This is a genomic window from uncultured Dubosiella sp. (assembly GCF_964018005.1).
GTDB classification, from domain to species: Bacteria; Bacillota_I; Bacilli_A; order Erysipelotrichales; family Erysipelotrichaceae; genus Dubosiella; species Dubosiella muris.
The window spans coordinates 1-13,939 of sequence record NZ_CAXHOA010000005.1 but is presented as its reverse complement, the minus strand read 5'-3'; the positions used below and the strand labels follow the sequence as shown (position 1 = coordinate 13,939).

General features: G+C 50.3%; 18 protein-coding genes. 11 read left to right on the top strand and 7 right to left on the bottom strand.

Annotation, left to right across the window (positions count from 1 at the left end):
* Window positions 1-24: 24 nt before the first annotated feature.
* The 3 genes from ABNS49_RS04645 to ABNS49_RS04635 form a co-directional block, all read right to left on the bottom strand.
* Window positions 25-1,401, bottom strand: a complete 1,377-nt coding sequence (locus ABNS49_RS04645) for an MATE family efflux transporter (RefSeq protein WP_288343026.1) — start codon at window positions 1,399-1,401, stop codon at window positions 25-27.
* Between the two features lie 144 nt (window positions 1,402-1,545).
* Window positions 1,546-2,019 (bottom strand): helix-turn-helix transcriptional regulator, encoded by a 474-nt coding sequence (locus ABNS49_RS04640; RefSeq protein WP_348687971.1) that lies wholly within the window; start codon window positions 2,017-2,019, stop codon window positions 1,546-1,548.
* A gap of 205 nt (window positions 2,020-2,224) precedes the next feature.
* The gene (locus ABNS49_RS04635) at window positions 2,225-2,383 is read right to left on the bottom strand and encodes a hypothetical protein (protein WP_168353596.1); all 159 of its coding nucleotides are present in this window, start codon (window positions 2,381-2,383) and stop codon (window positions 2,225-2,227) included.
* A 194-nt stretch (window positions 2,384-2,577) separates the two neighbouring features.
* Here ABNS49_RS04635 and ABNS49_RS04630 point away from each other — a divergent pair, with 194 nt between their 5' ends.
* Genes ABNS49_RS04630 through ABNS49_RS04620 form a run of 3 tightly spaced genes read left to right on the top strand, consistent with a single transcriptional unit; the run spans window position 2,578 to window position 5,004 of the window.
* The gene (locus tag ABNS49_RS04630) at window positions 2,578-3,042 is read left to right on the top strand and encodes a sigma-70 family RNA polymerase sigma factor (RefSeq protein WP_135980512.1); all 465 of its coding nucleotides are present in this window, start codon (window positions 2,578-2,580) and stop codon (window positions 3,040-3,042) included.
* The gene (locus ABNS49_RS04625; RefSeq protein WP_288343531.1) at window positions 3,035-4,228 is read left to right on the top strand and encodes a zf-HC2 domain-containing protein; all 1,194 of its coding nucleotides are present in this window, start codon (window positions 3,035-3,037) and stop codon (window positions 4,226-4,228) included. Before ABNS49_RS04630 ends, ABNS49_RS04625 begins: the two co-directional genes overlap by 8 nt.
* On the top strand, window positions 4,225-5,004 hold the full coding sequence (locus ABNS49_RS04620) for a hypothetical protein (protein WP_288343533.1): 780 nt from the start codon (window positions 4,225-4,227) through the stop codon (window positions 5,002-5,004). Before ABNS49_RS04625 ends, ABNS49_RS04620 begins: the two co-directional genes overlap by 4 nt.
* Before the next feature lie 163 nt (window positions 5,005-5,167).
* Here ABNS49_RS04620 and ABNS49_RS04615 read toward each other — a convergent pair whose 3' ends face one another.
* On the bottom strand, window positions 5,168-6,067 hold the full coding sequence (locus ABNS49_RS04615; RefSeq protein ID WP_135980515.1) for a MurR/RpiR family transcriptional regulator: 900 nt from the start codon (window positions 6,065-6,067) through the stop codon (window positions 5,168-5,170).
* Window positions 6,068-6,206: 139 nt separating this feature from the next.
* Here ABNS49_RS04615 and ABNS49_RS04610 point away from each other — a divergent pair, with 139 nt between their 5' ends.
* The 3 genes from ABNS49_RS04610 (at window position 6,207) to ABNS49_RS04600 (ending at window position 8,571) form a co-directional block, all read left to right on the top strand.
* A complete protein-coding gene (locus ABNS49_RS04610) occupies window positions 6,207-6,794 on the top strand; it encodes a flavodoxin (RefSeq protein WP_135980516.1) in 588 nt (195 codons plus the stop codon).
* A 215-nt stretch (window positions 6,795-7,009) separates the two neighbouring features.
* Window positions 7,010-8,026, top strand: coding sequence for a hypothetical protein (locus ABNS49_RS04605; protein ID WP_304963797.1), 1,017 nt, complete (start codon window positions 7,010-7,012; stop codon window positions 8,024-8,026).
* A 242-nt stretch (window positions 8,027-8,268) separates the two neighbouring features.
* Window positions 8,269-8,571, top strand: coding sequence for a thioredoxin family protein (locus tag ABNS49_RS04600; protein WP_135980518.1), 303 nt, complete (start codon window positions 8,269-8,271; stop codon window positions 8,569-8,571).
* 39 nt (window positions 8,572-8,610) lie between these two features.
* Here the strand turns inward: ABNS49_RS04600 and ABNS49_RS04595 are convergent, their stop codons facing one another.
* The 3 genes from ABNS49_RS04595 to ABNS49_RS04585 all read right to left on the bottom strand — a co-directional run bounded on the left by ABNS49_RS04595 (window position 8,611) and on the right by ABNS49_RS04585 (window position 10,099).
* Window positions 8,611-9,417 carry a Cof-type HAD-IIB family hydrolase gene (locus ABNS49_RS04595; RefSeq protein ID WP_135980519.1) on the bottom strand — a complete coding sequence of 269 codons (807 nt, stop codon included), beginning with the start codon at window positions 9,415-9,417 and terminating at the stop codon, window positions 8,611-8,613.
* A gap of 26 nt (window positions 9,418-9,443) precedes the next feature.
* Window positions 9,444-9,725, bottom strand: a complete 282-nt coding sequence (locus ABNS49_RS04590; RefSeq protein ID WP_135980520.1) for a hypothetical protein — start codon at window positions 9,723-9,725, stop codon at window positions 9,444-9,446.
* A gap of 176 nt (window positions 9,726-9,901) precedes the next feature.
* Window positions 9,902-10,099 carry a hypothetical protein gene (locus tag ABNS49_RS04585; RefSeq protein WP_135980521.1) on the bottom strand — a complete coding sequence of 66 codons (198 nt, stop codon included), beginning with the start codon at window positions 10,097-10,099 and terminating at the stop codon, window positions 9,902-9,904.
* Window positions 10,100-10,242: 143 nt separating this feature from the next.
* On the opposite strand from ABNS49_RS04585, the gene ABNS49_RS04580 reads away from it, so the two are divergent.
* The 5 genes from ABNS49_RS04580 (at window position 10,243) to ABNS49_RS04560 (ending at window position 13,855) form a co-directional block, all read left to right on the top strand.
* Window positions 10,243-10,473 (top strand): FeoA family protein, encoded by a 231-nt coding sequence (locus ABNS49_RS04580; protein WP_135980522.1) that lies wholly within the window; start codon window positions 10,243-10,245, stop codon window positions 10,471-10,473.
* Complete coding sequence (locus ABNS49_RS04575; protein ID WP_135980523.1) at window positions 10,470-10,745, top strand: FeoA family protein; 276 nt, start codon at window positions 10,470-10,472, stop codon at window positions 10,743-10,745. Before ABNS49_RS04580 ends, ABNS49_RS04575 begins: the two co-directional genes overlap by 4 nt.
* A gap of 85 nt (window positions 10,746-10,830) precedes the next feature.
* Window positions 10,831-11,013, top strand: a complete 183-nt coding sequence (locus ABNS49_RS04570) for a FeoB-associated Cys-rich membrane protein (RefSeq protein ID WP_135980524.1) — start codon at window positions 10,831-10,833, stop codon at window positions 11,011-11,013.
* A gap of 78 nt (window positions 11,014-11,091) precedes the next feature.
* Window positions 11,092-12,336: an aminopeptidase gene (locus ABNS49_RS04565; protein ID WP_289108524.1), complete on the top strand. Its 1,245-nt coding sequence runs from the start codon at window positions 11,092-11,094 to the stop codon at window positions 12,334-12,336.
* Between the two features lie 91 nt (window positions 12,337-12,427).
* Window positions 12,428-13,855, top strand: coding sequence for a DUF2812 domain-containing protein (locus ABNS49_RS04560; RefSeq protein ID WP_135980525.1), 1,428 nt, complete (start codon window positions 12,428-12,430; stop codon window positions 13,853-13,855).
* The last annotated feature ends 84 nt before the right edge of the window (window positions 13,856-13,939 follow it).

Sequence of the window (13,939 nt, the reverse complement as noted above, 5' to 3'; positions counted from 1 at the left end):
ACGAGATTGTCGCCTTTTTCCTTTTTATTCGAAGGATAAAACGGGTTGGTGATTGGAAGCGGCTTGAAGCGTTTGTCGGGCAAACCCTCGAAACGACAGCGCGTTGACAAGCGTCGTCAGCGCGTCGGAAACCGGCTCGGCCAGCATAAGCGCGACAAGACCGCCATTGGTGAGCGCGGGCAAAAGATAGAGCAGGGGAACGAGCAGGATTCCTTTGCGAAAAAACGCGAAGAAAAACGAGCGTCCGCCCGCGCCCAGGGCGTTGTACGTTTGCTGGAACGTCGAATTGGCGCCGATGCCAAAGCATCCAGCCATATAGACGGGAAGCAGGCGGGAGCCCAGCTCGATGAGCGCGGGATCGTGTGTGAAAATGGCGAGCACCGGGCACGGGAACAAAACAAGAAGGCCCGTCGCGGCAACAGTAAAGGAAAGGGTGGTTTGGAGCGTGAGACGAATCGTCTTTCGAACCCGCTCGTGTTGTTTGGCACCGTAGTTGTAGCTCAAAATAGGCTGGGCGCCAATCGTGACGCCTTCGACGGGCAGCAGCAAAAACTGAAACATCGAAAACAGGATGGCCATCGCGCCAACCGCGACGTCCCCGCCAAGCCGGTACGCTTGCGTGTTGAAGCACAAGACGAGCACGCCTTCGGACAAGCTCATGAAAAACGGCGAGGCGCCCAGCTTGAGGATGTCTTGAAAGATGGAGGACCGGGCGTGAAACGTCCGAAAAGACAAACGCAGGCGTGTTTTCGGTCCGAGCAAAAAACGCATCGCCCAGAGAAAGGAAGCCATTTGGGACAACAGTGTGGCCAGCGCCGCCCCACGCACGCCCCAGCCCAGTCCAAAAATAAACAACGGGTCGAGAAGGGTGTTCAAGATCGCACCGATCGCGGTCGTCGTCATGGCGGTTTTCGCGAATCCTTGCGTCGTGATGTAGTCGTTCATGCCTACGGACAGCTGGACAAAAAACGTGCCGGCTATATAAATGGACAAGTAGTCCAGCGCGAAGGGCAGCGTGGCGTCGCTGGCGCCAAAGGCGAGCAAAACCGGTTTTTTGAACAAGGAAACCAAAAACGTGATGGCAAGGGAAACGAGAACGAGGGCGAAAAAAGAGTGGTTGATATACTGCTCGGCCCGTTTAACTTGTTTTTTTCCCATTTCCATGGCGGCAAGGGGCGCGCCGCCCCGACCGAACAAATTCGTGAAGGCGGTGACGATCGTGACGACGGGCGCGCAAATGCCGATGGCCGCCATGGCGAGCGTCCCGTTTTCCATTTGTCCGATAAAGACGCGGTCCACCAAATTGTAAAGCAGCGTGACAAGCTGGGCGCAAATGGCCGGCAGCGCCATGCGAACGAGCAAGGTTGAAACGGGTTCCGTTTTTAGAGCGTTTGATTCCATAAAGACTCCTTTCGTTTTTCGGTTTCATTATGGCCAAATCGTTCAAAATGCGAAATGATTTCTTTTCTGATTGAAACCGGGTTCGCAAAAAGAAAGCCGTCTCCTTTGAAAAACGCGAACAAACGAAAACGCCTTGAGCGATTCTCAAGACGCTGACCGGTTTGATTTTCCTTTTTTTCGTTTCCACGTCTGGTACAGCACGTCTTTGAGCACAAGCATCGTGTCCAGATCGTTGTAGCCGGCTTCCGCTTGTAGCTCGTTGAGCAACTGTTCGATCGCCCGGGCGTAGTACGCGGTGTTGATCGTTTGCGGATAGCGCGCCAAAACCGGGTATTTTTTCGCCCATGCCGACGTCCAGTCGATTTTCTCGTCCACGGCTTCGTCGGTTTTGGCGATAATCGCCTCGATTTCGAAAAGCGTGGCGTCCAGCTCGATCAATTCGTCGAGTGGAATGTCGTAAAGGTGCGCCATTTTTTTGGCCTGAAACACGTCGGGAATCGTTTCGCCCGTTTCCCATTTGGAAATCGTCTGGCGGCTGACGCCCAGCCGTTCGGCCACGTCTTCTTGCGAATAGCCTTTTTTCCTGCGCGCGTGAAATAAGTTGTTTCCTAAATTCATAATTCCTCCTTGTCTAGCTTTATTGTGCCAAAAAGACGGGCGAAGCGCCACCAAGAAAAGTTGACAAAAATGCCAAGAAAAAAGACCTCCAACGAGGCCTTTTTTCAAGAAAGTTTTAAGAAAGGGAATTTGATTATGAAGTGAGCTCTTTTCAGCTCACATTTATTTAAACATACAAATCGCCTTCCTGCCAAGCGCGACGCTTCTACTTTTCGATGCCGCAAAGCTTCAGGATGCCCGCAAAGGCGAACCGGGATGGCCGATGGCTTGGCGCGCTTGTTTTGACGGGCATCTTCCAGTCGTACATGCCCGACCTCGAGTTTACATATCGTTCGATGATTTCGTGTTCATTGATTTTTTTCATTGTTTTTTCCTCCCTGGTACGATCGCATTGTACAAAAGGAAGAACAGGAAATACAGAAAACGGGATTCGAATGAAACGGCGTTTTCCTTTTTTGAACATTGTCGCGATGAATTTGCGAACGGTATAATGGAAAAAAATTTTTTTTGTAACGAAACCGACGATTTTTTACATATATGGGTGAAAGGAGAAAGAGGATGGAATCGTTTGAACACCTTTACGAACAGCACGCCCGATTTATTTACCGGTTTTTGTTGTCGCGCTGCCATGACGAGTCCATTGCCGAAGAGCTGACGCAGGAAACGTTTTACCAGGCGTACCGCTCGCTGAAATCGTACGACCGCCGATGCCGGATGTCGACATGGCTTTGCGGCATCGCGAAGACGTTGTACGCGGCGTACGTCCGGGAGCATCCGCCGACGGTGGATTTGGATGATTCCATGATTGCCAACGCCCAAGCCGATCCGGTCGACAAGGTGCGGTTGCTCAAGGCCATCCGGAAGCTGAGCGACAGCCAGCGCGAAGTCGTCTATTTGCGCATGTATGGCGATTTGAGTTTCGCGGACATTGGCGAAGTGATGGATCGCTCGGAAAACTGGGCGCGGGTCACGTTTTATCGGGCGAAGGAAAATCTAAGAAGGGAGATGAAACGCGATGGATAAACAAAAAATGCATGATCTTGTGCAGGACTTGCTGCCAAGCTACATCGACAAGCTGACACACGAAAGCACAAACGAAACGATCGAAAACCATTTGGCGTCGTGTCCGACGTGCCGGGCGGTGTATGAAAATATGAAGTCGGACAACGAGATCCCGAAAGCGGACAGCCGCTCGGTGGACTACCTGCTTCTCATTAAACGAAAGACGTGGAAAAAAATCTTGCTTTCGGTCGTTGGCACCGTGCTGGTGATCGGCGTCGCGGCGCTGGTGTGGGTGTATGGAATCGGCGTGCCGGCCAAGCCGCAAAATCTAAACGCGAACGTGACGAACACGAATGGAAAAGTCGTCATTCAGGGAACGGATGAGAAAAAAGGGCAGGGCATCGGCCGGATCCGCTGGCTTCGTCAGGGCGACGTGCTCAAAGCGACCGTGTATGAAACGCCCAACGCCGACGCTTCGTTTCATTACGCGTATGAGCAGGAGGGGATCACGCAGGTGTGGCTCAACGGCATGGTGGAATGGGACGACGGGATGGCGATTTCTAGCTCGATCGCCCGGTTGTACAATATGCGGATCAAAAACACGAGCGACCCCTTGAAAGTGAAAGCGCTCATGACGTACGCGACCGCGCTGGACGAAGACGTGTCGTACGGGTTTGAAAACGGCGTTTTAACGATTCAAATCGGGCAGGTTTTGGAAAAAGCGGAACTGGATACGATTTCGATCCGGTTGCTTGCCTTGATTCAAAACGTCAAGCAGGTGGACTGGCTGGTTGGAAACGAGATCGTGCAAAGCGTCCGGCCCGCGGATGTCGCGCCCGATTTAAAAGACGCCTACGCGCATCCGGCTATTTTGCAGCGGGTGCTTGAAAACCAGGCGTTGGTGTCGATGCGTTCGATGGCGCAGTTTGATTTTCGCTGGGATTTGGACAGCGAACCTGAATTTGTGGTCGTCACCCTTTGGCAAAACGGAAAGCGGGTTTATGAAAACGGCGGCCGATCCATGCTGGGCATGACGCAAATTGCGTTAAAGGACGGTGAGTACGAGCTGGAAATCGCAGTCACGCAAGACGGACAAGTGAAAAAGACAAAGCCGGCGCGAGTCGATTTAAAAGAAAACGCCCGTTCGTTTGTTTTCGAGGTCGGGCAAAGCGGTGGCGATATCGAAGTCAGGGAGGTTGGATCATGAAACGAGGATGGATAGCGCTGTGGATCGGGCTGCTTGGATGGGGTGGCATCGGCTGCGCGCCAAAAACGGCGACGCTGGATCCGGCCGTTGAAAAGCAGCTTGTGGAAGTAATGGAAACGGAACGGCAGCAAACGGAAACGACGATACAGGTTACGACGTTGTCCAACGATTCGACGAGCGTTTCGCGCGTGCAAATGTGGGAAACGGAAGGAATGAAAATTTCGGTGACGGAATCGACAGGCATTTTGCCGGTCGACGATTTGACGTACAGCGTGCAGGCGTCTTCAAACGGCCTGGGCGTGGACGTGTGGCTTGAAAAGACAAACGACGGGTTTTCGATTCGTTCGTATACGCTCGATTCATCGTACGCGCAGCCGGCGTCGGAATTTGCGTTTTGGATGCAGTTTTTGTTTACATGGCGGGATGGCCAAATCGTGGGATTGAATCCGGCGTATCGTTTTACGAAGGAGGGCAACACGATTACGGCTTCCCTGATGGATCTTGAAGAGGCGGAAGCGGATTTTATGGAGCAAAACGACCGGACAGTCAACGATTTGAACCGGGTGGAAATTTACAAAGACGAATACGTGCTGACGTTCGATCGACAAGAGGATTGGCTGTCGCTTCGTTGTTTGAGCGACCGGCTCATGGAAACGAATGGCAGCGTATCGGTTGTGAATACGGAAACGACGTGGATGAAAACGGCTCCGTTTCTTTCCAAGGAGGAGCAGGAGCAAATCGGGCAAATCGTCGCGCGTTTGCTTGAAGATCAATAAAAAAAGGCGGAAACCGCGATGCGTCCGGGCAGCGGGTTTCGCCTTTTTTATAAGGTTGTTGTAGAAAAGGGAATTGATATTCAAACGGGCGTGACCACCCGCTTGACCCTAGTAAAGCATAGACGGTTTCAAAACACAAACCAGACACTTCCAAAGCGGAAAATCAGTCAAAATCGTCGAAAAAGCGGGATTCTTTGAGTGGTTCGGTCGTCGAAAACCGGCCTTGCTCGATTTGGGACGACCGCTCGATTTTTTCGCGCAAATATTCGTCATAGTGGAGCGCAAACACGCCGGCGAACAAGACGTCGAGCAAATATTCGATCGAGGCGTCGGTGCAAAACGTCCCGATCTTGGAGTAGAGCTTTTCCCTGGAAGACAGGCGCAGCACGATGTCGGCTTGCTTGGAGACGGTGCTGTCTCCAATGTTGGTCAGGGCGATGCTTGGAATGCCATTTTCTTTCAAGACGGCTAAAATCTTGTGATAGATCGGGGTTTCGCCCGAATAGGACACGATGAGGGCGCACGCGCTGGCAGGCATCGTGTGGGCGTTGTAGAGCAGCTCGCCCTGGAGGTTGACGACTTCGACGAGCTTGCCGATGCGGCGCATGTTGTGCTTGAACTCCTGAACGATCAATCCGTTGTTGGATACGCCAAACACGGAAATGAGGGACGCCCGGTCGAGTATCCGGATGGCGTAGTGCAAATCGACGTGGTTGATGAGCTGGAACGTGTCGTCAAGCGCTTCCTTTTTAAGGGTGAGCAGTTTGGAGGCGATCGTGTAGCATGGATCTTCGGCAGTAAAGGGAAGGTTGGCGTCGATGTCGCAAAAATGGGAGGACAAGTATTCCTCTTCCTTTAAAAACGCCTCTTTCAATTCGGACCAGCCTTCAAAGCGCATTTTTTTGGCGATGCGGATGAGGGTGGAAGGGGAGGTGAACGTGGCGTTGGCGATTTCCTTCGTCGTCATCGGTTTGATTTTCTCTTTTTGTTCTAAAATGAAATCCACGATCGTTTTCTCGCTGTTGGAAAACTTCGTGGTTTCCAGTCGTTCGCGAATAAGCATAGTCAAATTCTCCTTTTTTTGTATTATATCGAAAATAGAAACGAGGGAAAAGTTGAAGCGACTGGAAGGAAAAGAACAAAGAGTTTTAGAAATGAATCCGCCGGCTTCGTGAAGTACAATAGTCAAAAAGGAGATTGTCATGAAAAAAATTGCAGGACTCATGCTCAGCCTCGTGCTGGCTGTTTCGCTGGCTGCGTGCCAGAACACGCCGGCGGCGAAAGAAGAGCGCAAGGAGGCAAAAGACGACGCCTCGATTGTCGTTTATTTTTCGGCGACCGGCAATACGAAAAAGATTGCCGAGGACATCGCCCAGCTAACGGGGGCCAATTTGTTTGAGATCGAGCCGGCCACACCGTATACGAAGGCGGATCTTGCCTACGACAACGACGATTCACGAGTTGCCAAAGAGCGCACGATGGATGATCGCAAGGTGGAACTGAAAACAGTCGACGTGCCGGACTGGGACGATTACGACACGGTGTATGTCGGTTATCCGATTTGGTGGGACGAGGCGGCGTATCCGGTGGCTTCGTTTGTGAAGGGCAAAGACTTTTCGGATAAAGTCGTGTATCCGTTTTGCACCTCGTCAAGTTCGAAGGTGGGGGACAGCGCGACGAAACTGGAGGATTTGACGAAGACAGGTGTCTGGTTTGAAGGACAGCGGTTTGCTGCCGATGCGTCGATTGAAGATGTCGACACGTGGCTGAATGAGATTGGAGCCGAATAGGACGAATACTTTGGATCCAGTGAATTTTGTGACGGATCGTCATAAAAGACGCTGGATTTTTATATATACTTATAATATTTATGGATAAAATGATGAATTCGAACAATTATTCTGTGTTTTGTGGTATGATTGTTTCAACAAGGAAGAGATAGGAGGGGATTCTTTATGAACAAATACAAACCAAGCAGGAACAGGATGAGGAAAGGACGGGATGGATGATGGCATTTCCGTTTGCGGCAACATCAAGACCATCCTTTATTCGCGAGGATGTGGTATTGTATGGATGGAAGAAAAACTCGCTTTCCGAAAGTCTGGATAGCACCGAGTACCGGGCGGCGTGCAAGCGGCTGTTGTCGGAAAAGCCGGTTTTGGCCCGGATCGTGAAAGCGTGTATTCCGGAATTTAAGGACATTGATGTCAAGGACATCGAGTCGTTCTATATCGAAGGGACGCCCTATGTAAGCGCCGTCCCTTTGCGTCGGGACACGTCGCGGATCGTTGGGATGAACACGGAAGACGCGAGCGTTTTGGAAGGAACGGCCGCTTTCGATATTTTGTTTCATGTGCTGCTTCCAAAAAGCCGAGAGAGAGTCAAGGTCTTTGTCGATCTGGAAGCGCAAAACAAGTTTTATCCGGGCTATCCGCTGGAATCGCGGATGGTGTACAACATGTGCCGGATGGTTTCGCGTCAGTATGGCACGGAGTTCAAAAACTCGCGCTATGGAGAGATCAAAAAATGCTATTCGATTTGGATCTGCAACGATCCGGCGCAGGAATGTGCGAACAGTATGAACCATTACCATATAACGGAAGAACGCGTGGCTGGGAACATGAAAAGAAACCCGGAAAACTACGATTTGATTTCGGGAATCCTGATTACGCTGGGCGGTGAAAAGCGGGAAAGGTACGAAGGGATTTTCAAGATGCTGGATGTTTTATTGTCGAACACGATGGAAGCAGCCGACAAGAAAAGGATCCTGGAGGAAGAGTACAAGATCCCAATGACGGAGAAATTCAATAAGGAGGTAGAGGATATGTGCAATTTGAGCATGGGCGTGTATGAGTCTGGGCATGTGGATGGATATGAGAAAGCTATGTTAGCCACAGCTCGCCGGATGCTGGATCTAAAGCAATTTACCGTTGAGATCATTGCGAAAGTAACCGGATTGTCAATCGAGGATGTGCAGGCTTTGAAGAAGGAAATGGAGCCGTCGGATTTTACAAAAAATTAAATCAGGAAAGCCGTTCCAAGAAAAAAGACCTCCAACGAGGCCTTTTTTCAAGAAAGTTTTAAGAAAGGGAATTTGATTATGAAGTGAGCTCTTATCTAGCTCGCTTGTATTGAACCATATTCCGGCTTTTGCCTCAAATGTTATGCACAACAAAAATCATTTTGTTTTTTTGAAGCGTTTCGAATGGTGTTTTGGAAAAGACTTTGTACAATAAGCGAAGAGACGGAAAGGAGGAGCCGCAAATGATCGAGCAAATTCAAAGAGTGGACCAGTTTGCGCAAGGCATTCAAAAAGAGAAGGTGCTTGTGGAGTTTTTCGCGACATGGTGCAAATACTGCAAAGCGGAAATGCCCGTCGTCGAACAATACGCCCAAGCCAATCCGGATGTGCTTGTCATGCAAGTGGATGTCGACAAATTCCCTGCGCTTGTCGAGAAGTACCATGTGGAACTTTGGCCGAATTTCTTCGCTTTTTCCAACGGAAAGATCGTTGACCACAAGCCGGGCAGCCAGCCAATCGAAGCGCTGGAAGCGATGGTAAGATAATAGAAAGTCAAAGGCAGGGTCGATCCTGCCTTTCATTGTTTAGCGATTCAGAAGGTGGCGTTCGAGAAACCGGGCGACTCCGTCCTCGTTGTTGGTTTCGCGCGTGCGCCATCGCGTTTTTTCAAACAAAAGCGGATTGGCGTTGGCCATCGCCACGCCCATCGTGTTTTCCAGCATATCCAAATCATTCAATTCGTCCCCAAAGGATAGAATTTGCGCGGGATGGATGCCTTTTCGTTCGCATAGCCGCTGAATGCCTTGTCCTTTGGTCACGCGATGATCCATGAATTCCAGCAGCGTCGGGGTGGACCGCACCATGTAGTAGTCCGGATGACGCAACGTATGCGTCGATAAAAAACGATCTAGATCGTCTTTGTCCCAGCTCGTCAACAGCTTGTTGATTTTTTTTGCCCGGTACGGCGCGAGTCCATCCTCGACAATCGTCAGCAAGTTGCGGCGGGCAATCGTTTGGGCGTGGGCGTCGTCGCGCAACGCGTGCAGCGTGTAATGATCGAAGACGAACGCGTTAAACGCGAAATCCGCCAAAAAGGCCAGGATCTCGTCAATGTACGCCCCGTCCATTTCGTAAATCGACTCGCTGTTTTGCTCGTGTAAATCAAAAATCTGTCCGCCATTGAAGCCGATGATCACATCCGTCACTTCGTCCATATTCCATGTTTTCAACAGCTGTTCGACCGCGTAAGGCGTCCGGCCTGTGCAAATGCCAAATTGAATACCCGCCTTTTTCAGCCGGCGCAACACGTCAAGCGTATACGCCGATACGCGTTTCTGGTCGTCCAGCAGCGTCCCGTCCAAATCGACAAGGACCAGTTTGATGTTTTCCATCCTTCACCCTCTCTTTCCTTGTTTCATTATAACGGGGAACAGGATCCATTGAAACGAAGTCTTTCATCCAGCGCCACTTTTCGATACAGTTCGGCATGCCGCTCGTCGCTGTTCATTTCGTCGATCAAAGCTTGTTTTTGGGTGGAAGCCAGCGCCCGGTCCATATAATAGAGCGTCTGTCCGTCGCGGATGCAATAGACAAGAACCGCGATGGTGTTGTCCATCGGGTAGACGCGAAAGTCGATTTTCGCATGACTCTTATAAACTTGACTCACAAATTCCTCTGGTTCCAAATGTACGACACACATCGTTGATTCCTCCTTTTTGTTTTCGATTGCAGTATAGAAAAAAACAGGCGAAAAACCAATAAAAATTTTTGAAAAAAAGAATTCAGTAATCAATTCTTTTTGAAAATAAACAATAAATGCGGTTTTTGTTTTTGAAACAAAAAAACAGCCGAAACGCCGGCTGTTGCCTTTTTCAATCAAAAACGGGTTTTCTTTTGCCGTCCCTCATGCCACATGGTGAACATACAAAACAGCATCATCGCCAGCGCGATGGATAAAACAAGAGAGGTCCATTTCATGACCACATCCGGCAGCGCGATCAAAGAATGATGAATAAAGACGATGAGCATCCCTACAATGCCGACAAAAGCGCATCCGTTTCGTATTTGTTTCATAAGAACCACCTCTTTCCGCCCTCATCCTAGCATAGGATGCCGCAAAGAAGGCGGTCGACGCTTTTGGGAAAAATTAGTTGAAACTAACACTCGGTTTGTGTAAACTAATAATAGTTAGTTATAACTAATCTAAGGGGGATAGTATGCCATTGACTTATGCAAATATGGGTACGGTATACCGTGTACACAAAGTAGGCGGCAGGGACCGGATCCGCAGTCATCTTCAAAATCTCGGATTTGTGGAAAACGAGCCGGTTCTTGTCCGGCAAAGCGCTGGAGGAAATTTGATTGTCGAAGTAAAAGGAAGATGCGTCGCCATCGACGCGGGACTTGGACGACGCATCTTTGTTCAGGATGAAAGGAGAACGGTATGAAGACGTTGAATGAATGCCGTCCAAAGGAAAGGGCGAAAGTTGTGAAAATTCACGGATCGGGCGCCACGAAACGACGTATCATGGACATGGGACTGACGAAAGGCGTCGAAGTCTTTGTCCGCAAGATCGCGCCGCTGGGCGATCCGATGGAACTCAATGTGTGCGCTCATCGTGTACCAGCTTGGCGGGTTGTTTACCGGCGAAGTCGCGTTCAACGGGTTTACGGTTGTGGCGATTGCGCTTTTGCTTGGGATCCTCTATCTTTTATTTAGAAAAGGATACACGCCGGATTCGGAAGCGGTCGACAGCGACTGGGATCTGGAAGGCGCGTGATCTTAAAGAAAAAGGAGGAGCACGATGAATATCGCGGATCTGGGAGTCATCCTCGTCATTGGCGGTCTTGTTTTATGGATCGTTCGATTTTTGAGGAAAAATAAAAATTCTTGCCATGGCGATTGCTCGTCTTGCGCCTCGTCGTGTTCGAAAATCGACTGGGACGAAGTGCGCAAGTCGATCCATGAGGAAAAAAACAAAAAATAACGCGGGGGAACAAAATCGAAAAAAGGCGATTCCACCCGCTTTTTTTGATATGATAAATAAAAAGTGAGGTTGAATACTATGGATCAAATAAAACTTGAAGAATACGCGAGGCTGATCGTCGATCAAGGCCTGAACGTCAAGGCGCGGCAGCTTGTCGTGATTAGCGCGCCGGTGGAAGCCAAAGCGCTCGTGCGAGCTGTGAGCAAAGCGGCGTTTGAACGGCACGCCGGCGACGTTGTCGTTCGGTATAAAGACGACGTCGTGGAAAAGGAACGGCTCGAGCATGCCGACGACGCGGCGTTTGACCACGTTCCGGATTACGACGCCTTGTTTTTCAACGAAACCGCCAAGGATGGCGCGTGCTATTTAAGTATTACCGGAAACGACCCCGATTTGATGAAGGGCGTCGACATGACGCGGCTAGTCGAATACCGGGCGAAGCTGCGGGAAGCGACAAAGCTTCAGCACGACAAACTGGACCATATGGAAGCGCAATGGTGTGTCGCGGCCTGCGCGACACCGGGCTGGGCGCAAAAAGTGTATCCCGAGCTGTCTTTCCACGACGCGATCGAGCGGCTCTGGAACGCGATCTTCGACGCGTGCCGCGTCGAACCGGGAAAGACGAAAGAAAACTGGGAGCGGCACAACGCCTCGTTTGTGAAAAAAGTCGATTTGCTCAACGGACTCGACATCGCGTCCTTGCATTATAAAAACAAACGGGGAACGGATCTGGTCGTGAAGCTGCCCGACGGCTACCGGTTCGCGGGTGGCAGCTCGACGCTTCGCGATGCGCGTCACACGGTGTATTTTCCAAACATTCCGACCGAGGAAGTGTTTTCGGCTCCATATAAATACGGCGTGGACGGCGTTCTCTACGCGACGATGCCGCTCATTTACAACGGAAGCGTGATCGAGGACTTCCATTTCCGCTTTCAAGAGGGAAAGGTCGTTGATTTTGACGCGCGAACCGGCCGGGATGTGTTGGAGGCGATTTTGAAAAGCGACCGCAACGCCGCGTATTTGGGCGAGGTCGCACTCGTTCCGGTGGATTCGCCAATATCCAAAATGGACACGATTTTCTACAATACGCTGTTTGATGAAAACGCCTCGTGCCACTTCGCGTTAGGTGCCGCGTATTTGGAATGCGTTTGCGACGGCCTGGAATTGCGAGAGGACCAGATGGACGCGGTCGGTTTGAACGACTCGCGCGTGCATGTCGATTTCATGGTGGGCAGCGAAGATCTTTCCATTGTGGCGACTTTGAAAAACGGCGCGAAAGTGGATGTGTTTAAAAACGGCAACTGGGTGCCGGAATTTGAATAAGACGGTCGTGTTGTTTGGCAAAGTCCACTTCATTTGACTTGAACCATGATTGCACGTAAAATACTTATGGAAAGAAATGGAGTGATCAAGAATGGCATCTGAAAGAAAAGACTTGAAGCGAAGTCGTGCCCTGGACGAACTCGAAGAGTTGAACCAGCAAGATCGTATTTCATCCATTCAATTCAACGAGCCGGAACTGCATGATTTTGATGCATCTTCCATTTTCGAAATCGACGAGTCGCAGGAAGCGCAAAAATCGAAGCGAAAGATTTTTGGCAAGCGGGCGAATCGAAGCGCGAATGTGAAGGTGAAGACGAATACATATGAAACCCGCGAACTGATCGAGGAGGAGATCCGCATCCGTCCACGCACGGAAGTGGTCAAGCAGGAGCGAATCGAAATCGAGCCAGGACATGAAAAACTGGAACGCGAGATCGAGGAAGTGGCTGTCCCGATCGAACCGGTGGAAATCATGGAACCCGAAGTGGAAACGATCGAAGTCGAGGAAGAGGAAGCCGCGCCTTTGACACAGGCCATGGAGGAAACCATCGAGGAAACCGCAGACGATCCGGCCTTTGACGAGGAAATCGAAGCGGAATCCTTTGGGAAACGGTTTGATTTGGCGGAGGAAGAAGAGGAATTGGAAGAAGACGGCAAAGACGATACGATTCGAATGAAGCAAGGTCAGTTCATCGAAGAGGATGACGATGACGAAGAATATGAATACGAAGACGAAGAGGAAGAAGAGGACGACGACGAAAACGAGGATGAAAACGAGTTTTACGACGAGGAAGAGCAGGATTTGTACGAGGATCGCAAACATTTTCTTCTTTCCCAGTATCCAGTCATTGAAAACTATTTAGGAGAGCAATCGAAAGACGGGTACCATTTTGTGCGCCACGTGGGCCATAAATACTATTTCGTCAAAGGCGATCCAAAGCCTTACTATTATTCGATCAACTACTTCAAAGACGAGCCTTCCGCCGATCAATGGCGCCAATGGGAGCGCGACGGCTGGAAACTCGTAGCCAAATCTGCGGCGAAGAAAAAATCCGAAGCGGGCTGGTTCACGTTCCGCAATTATCAGGACGAGGGCGAATACAAAAAAGAAATCGACAACGAGGAGGAAAAATATCGTTTCTTCCGCAAATACGCGAATTCCTGCCGCTCGACGATGTTCTTGATTTTTATTTGCATGGCTTGCTGTATCGTGACCGCGTTTTTGCAATACGAGTTCCAAGGCTACTTGTGGGGAATCATCGTTTGTCTGGCGCTGTTCGTGATCGCGCTGGTCGCGTTCTGCACGTATGGCCGCATGCTTCGCCACGCGAAAAAACGCGCCCGGCTGCTCAAAGCCCGGCTGCGCATTAAGGAAAACCAGGACAATCGGGCGAAAGAAAACTACTTCGATGTATCCGAATCGGAGTCGCAGCTCGAATCCGATTGGGATACGCTCGAGTCGGAAAAGACCCAGCGACGGAAATTCCATCGTTCCCGCGACGAGGAAGACGAAGATTAAGCTTTGCGCAAGCAAGGCTTTTTTTGTAGGCACTCTTGACAAAAAACGGGGGGGGGGTAGTATTGTAGTGTAAAATTAAGGGAA

Excerpts from the sequence above, each read along its gene's own strand:
- ABNS49_RS04645 (WP_288343026.1), bottom strand. The coding sequence starts at position 1,401 with ATGGAATCAAACGCTCTAAAAACGGAACCCGTTTCAACCTTGCTCGTT.
- ABNS49_RS04640 (WP_348687971.1), bottom strand. The coding sequence starts at position 2,019 with ATGAATTTAGGAAACAACTTATTTCACGCGCGCAGGAAAAAAGGCTAT.
- ABNS49_RS04635 (WP_168353596.1), bottom strand. The coding sequence starts at position 2,383 with ATGAAAAAAATCAATGAACACGAAATCATCGAACGATATGTAAACTCG.
- ABNS49_RS04630 (WP_135980512.1), top strand. The coding sequence starts at position 2,578 with ATGGAATCGTTTGAACACCTTTACGAACAGCACGCCCGATTTATTTAC.
- ABNS49_RS04625 (WP_288343531.1), top strand. The coding sequence starts at position 3,035 with ATGGATAAACAAAAAATGCATGATCTTGTGCAGGACTTGCTGCCAAGC.
- ABNS49_RS04620 (WP_288343533.1), top strand. The coding sequence starts at position 4,225 with ATGAAACGAGGATGGATAGCGCTGTGGATCGGGCTGCTTGGATGGGGT.
- ABNS49_RS04615 (WP_135980515.1), bottom strand. The coding sequence starts at position 6,067 with ATGCTTATTCGCGAACGACTGGAAACCACGAAGTTTTCCAACAGCGAG.
- ABNS49_RS04610 (WP_135980516.1), top strand. The coding sequence starts at position 6,207 with ATGAAAAAAATTGCAGGACTCATGCTCAGCCTCGTGCTGGCTGTTTCG.
- ABNS49_RS04605 (WP_304963797.1), top strand. The coding sequence starts at position 7,010 with ATGATGGCATTTCCGTTTGCGGCAACATCAAGACCATCCTTTATTCGC.
- ABNS49_RS04600 (WP_135980518.1), top strand. The coding sequence starts at position 8,269 with ATGATCGAGCAAATTCAAAGAGTGGACCAGTTTGCGCAAGGCATTCAA.
- ABNS49_RS04595 (WP_135980519.1), bottom strand. The coding sequence starts at position 9,417 with ATGGAAAACATCAAACTGGTCCTTGTCGATTTGGACGGGACGCTGCTG.
- ABNS49_RS04590 (WP_135980520.1), bottom strand. The coding sequence starts at position 9,725 with ATGTGTGTCGTACATTTGGAACCAGAGGAATTTGTGAGTCAAGTTTAT.
- ABNS49_RS04585 (WP_135980521.1), bottom strand. The coding sequence starts at position 10,099 with ATGAAACAAATACGAAACGGATGCGCTTTTGTCGGCATTGTAGGGATG.
- ABNS49_RS04580 (WP_135980522.1), top strand. The coding sequence starts at position 10,243 with ATGCCATTGACTTATGCAAATATGGGTACGGTATACCGTGTACACAAA.
- ABNS49_RS04575 (WP_135980523.1), top strand. The coding sequence starts at position 10,470 with ATGAAGACGTTGAATGAATGCCGTCCAAAGGAAAGGGCGAAAGTTGTG.
- ABNS49_RS04570 (WP_135980524.1), top strand. The coding sequence starts at position 10,831 with ATGAATATCGCGGATCTGGGAGTCATCCTCGTCATTGGCGGTCTTGTT.
- ABNS49_RS04565 (WP_289108524.1), top strand. The coding sequence starts at position 11,092 with ATGGATCAAATAAAACTTGAAGAATACGCGAGGCTGATCGTCGATCAA.
- ABNS49_RS04560 (WP_135980525.1), top strand. The coding sequence starts at position 12,428 with ATGGCATCTGAAAGAAAAGACTTGAAGCGAAGTCGTGCCCTGGACGAA.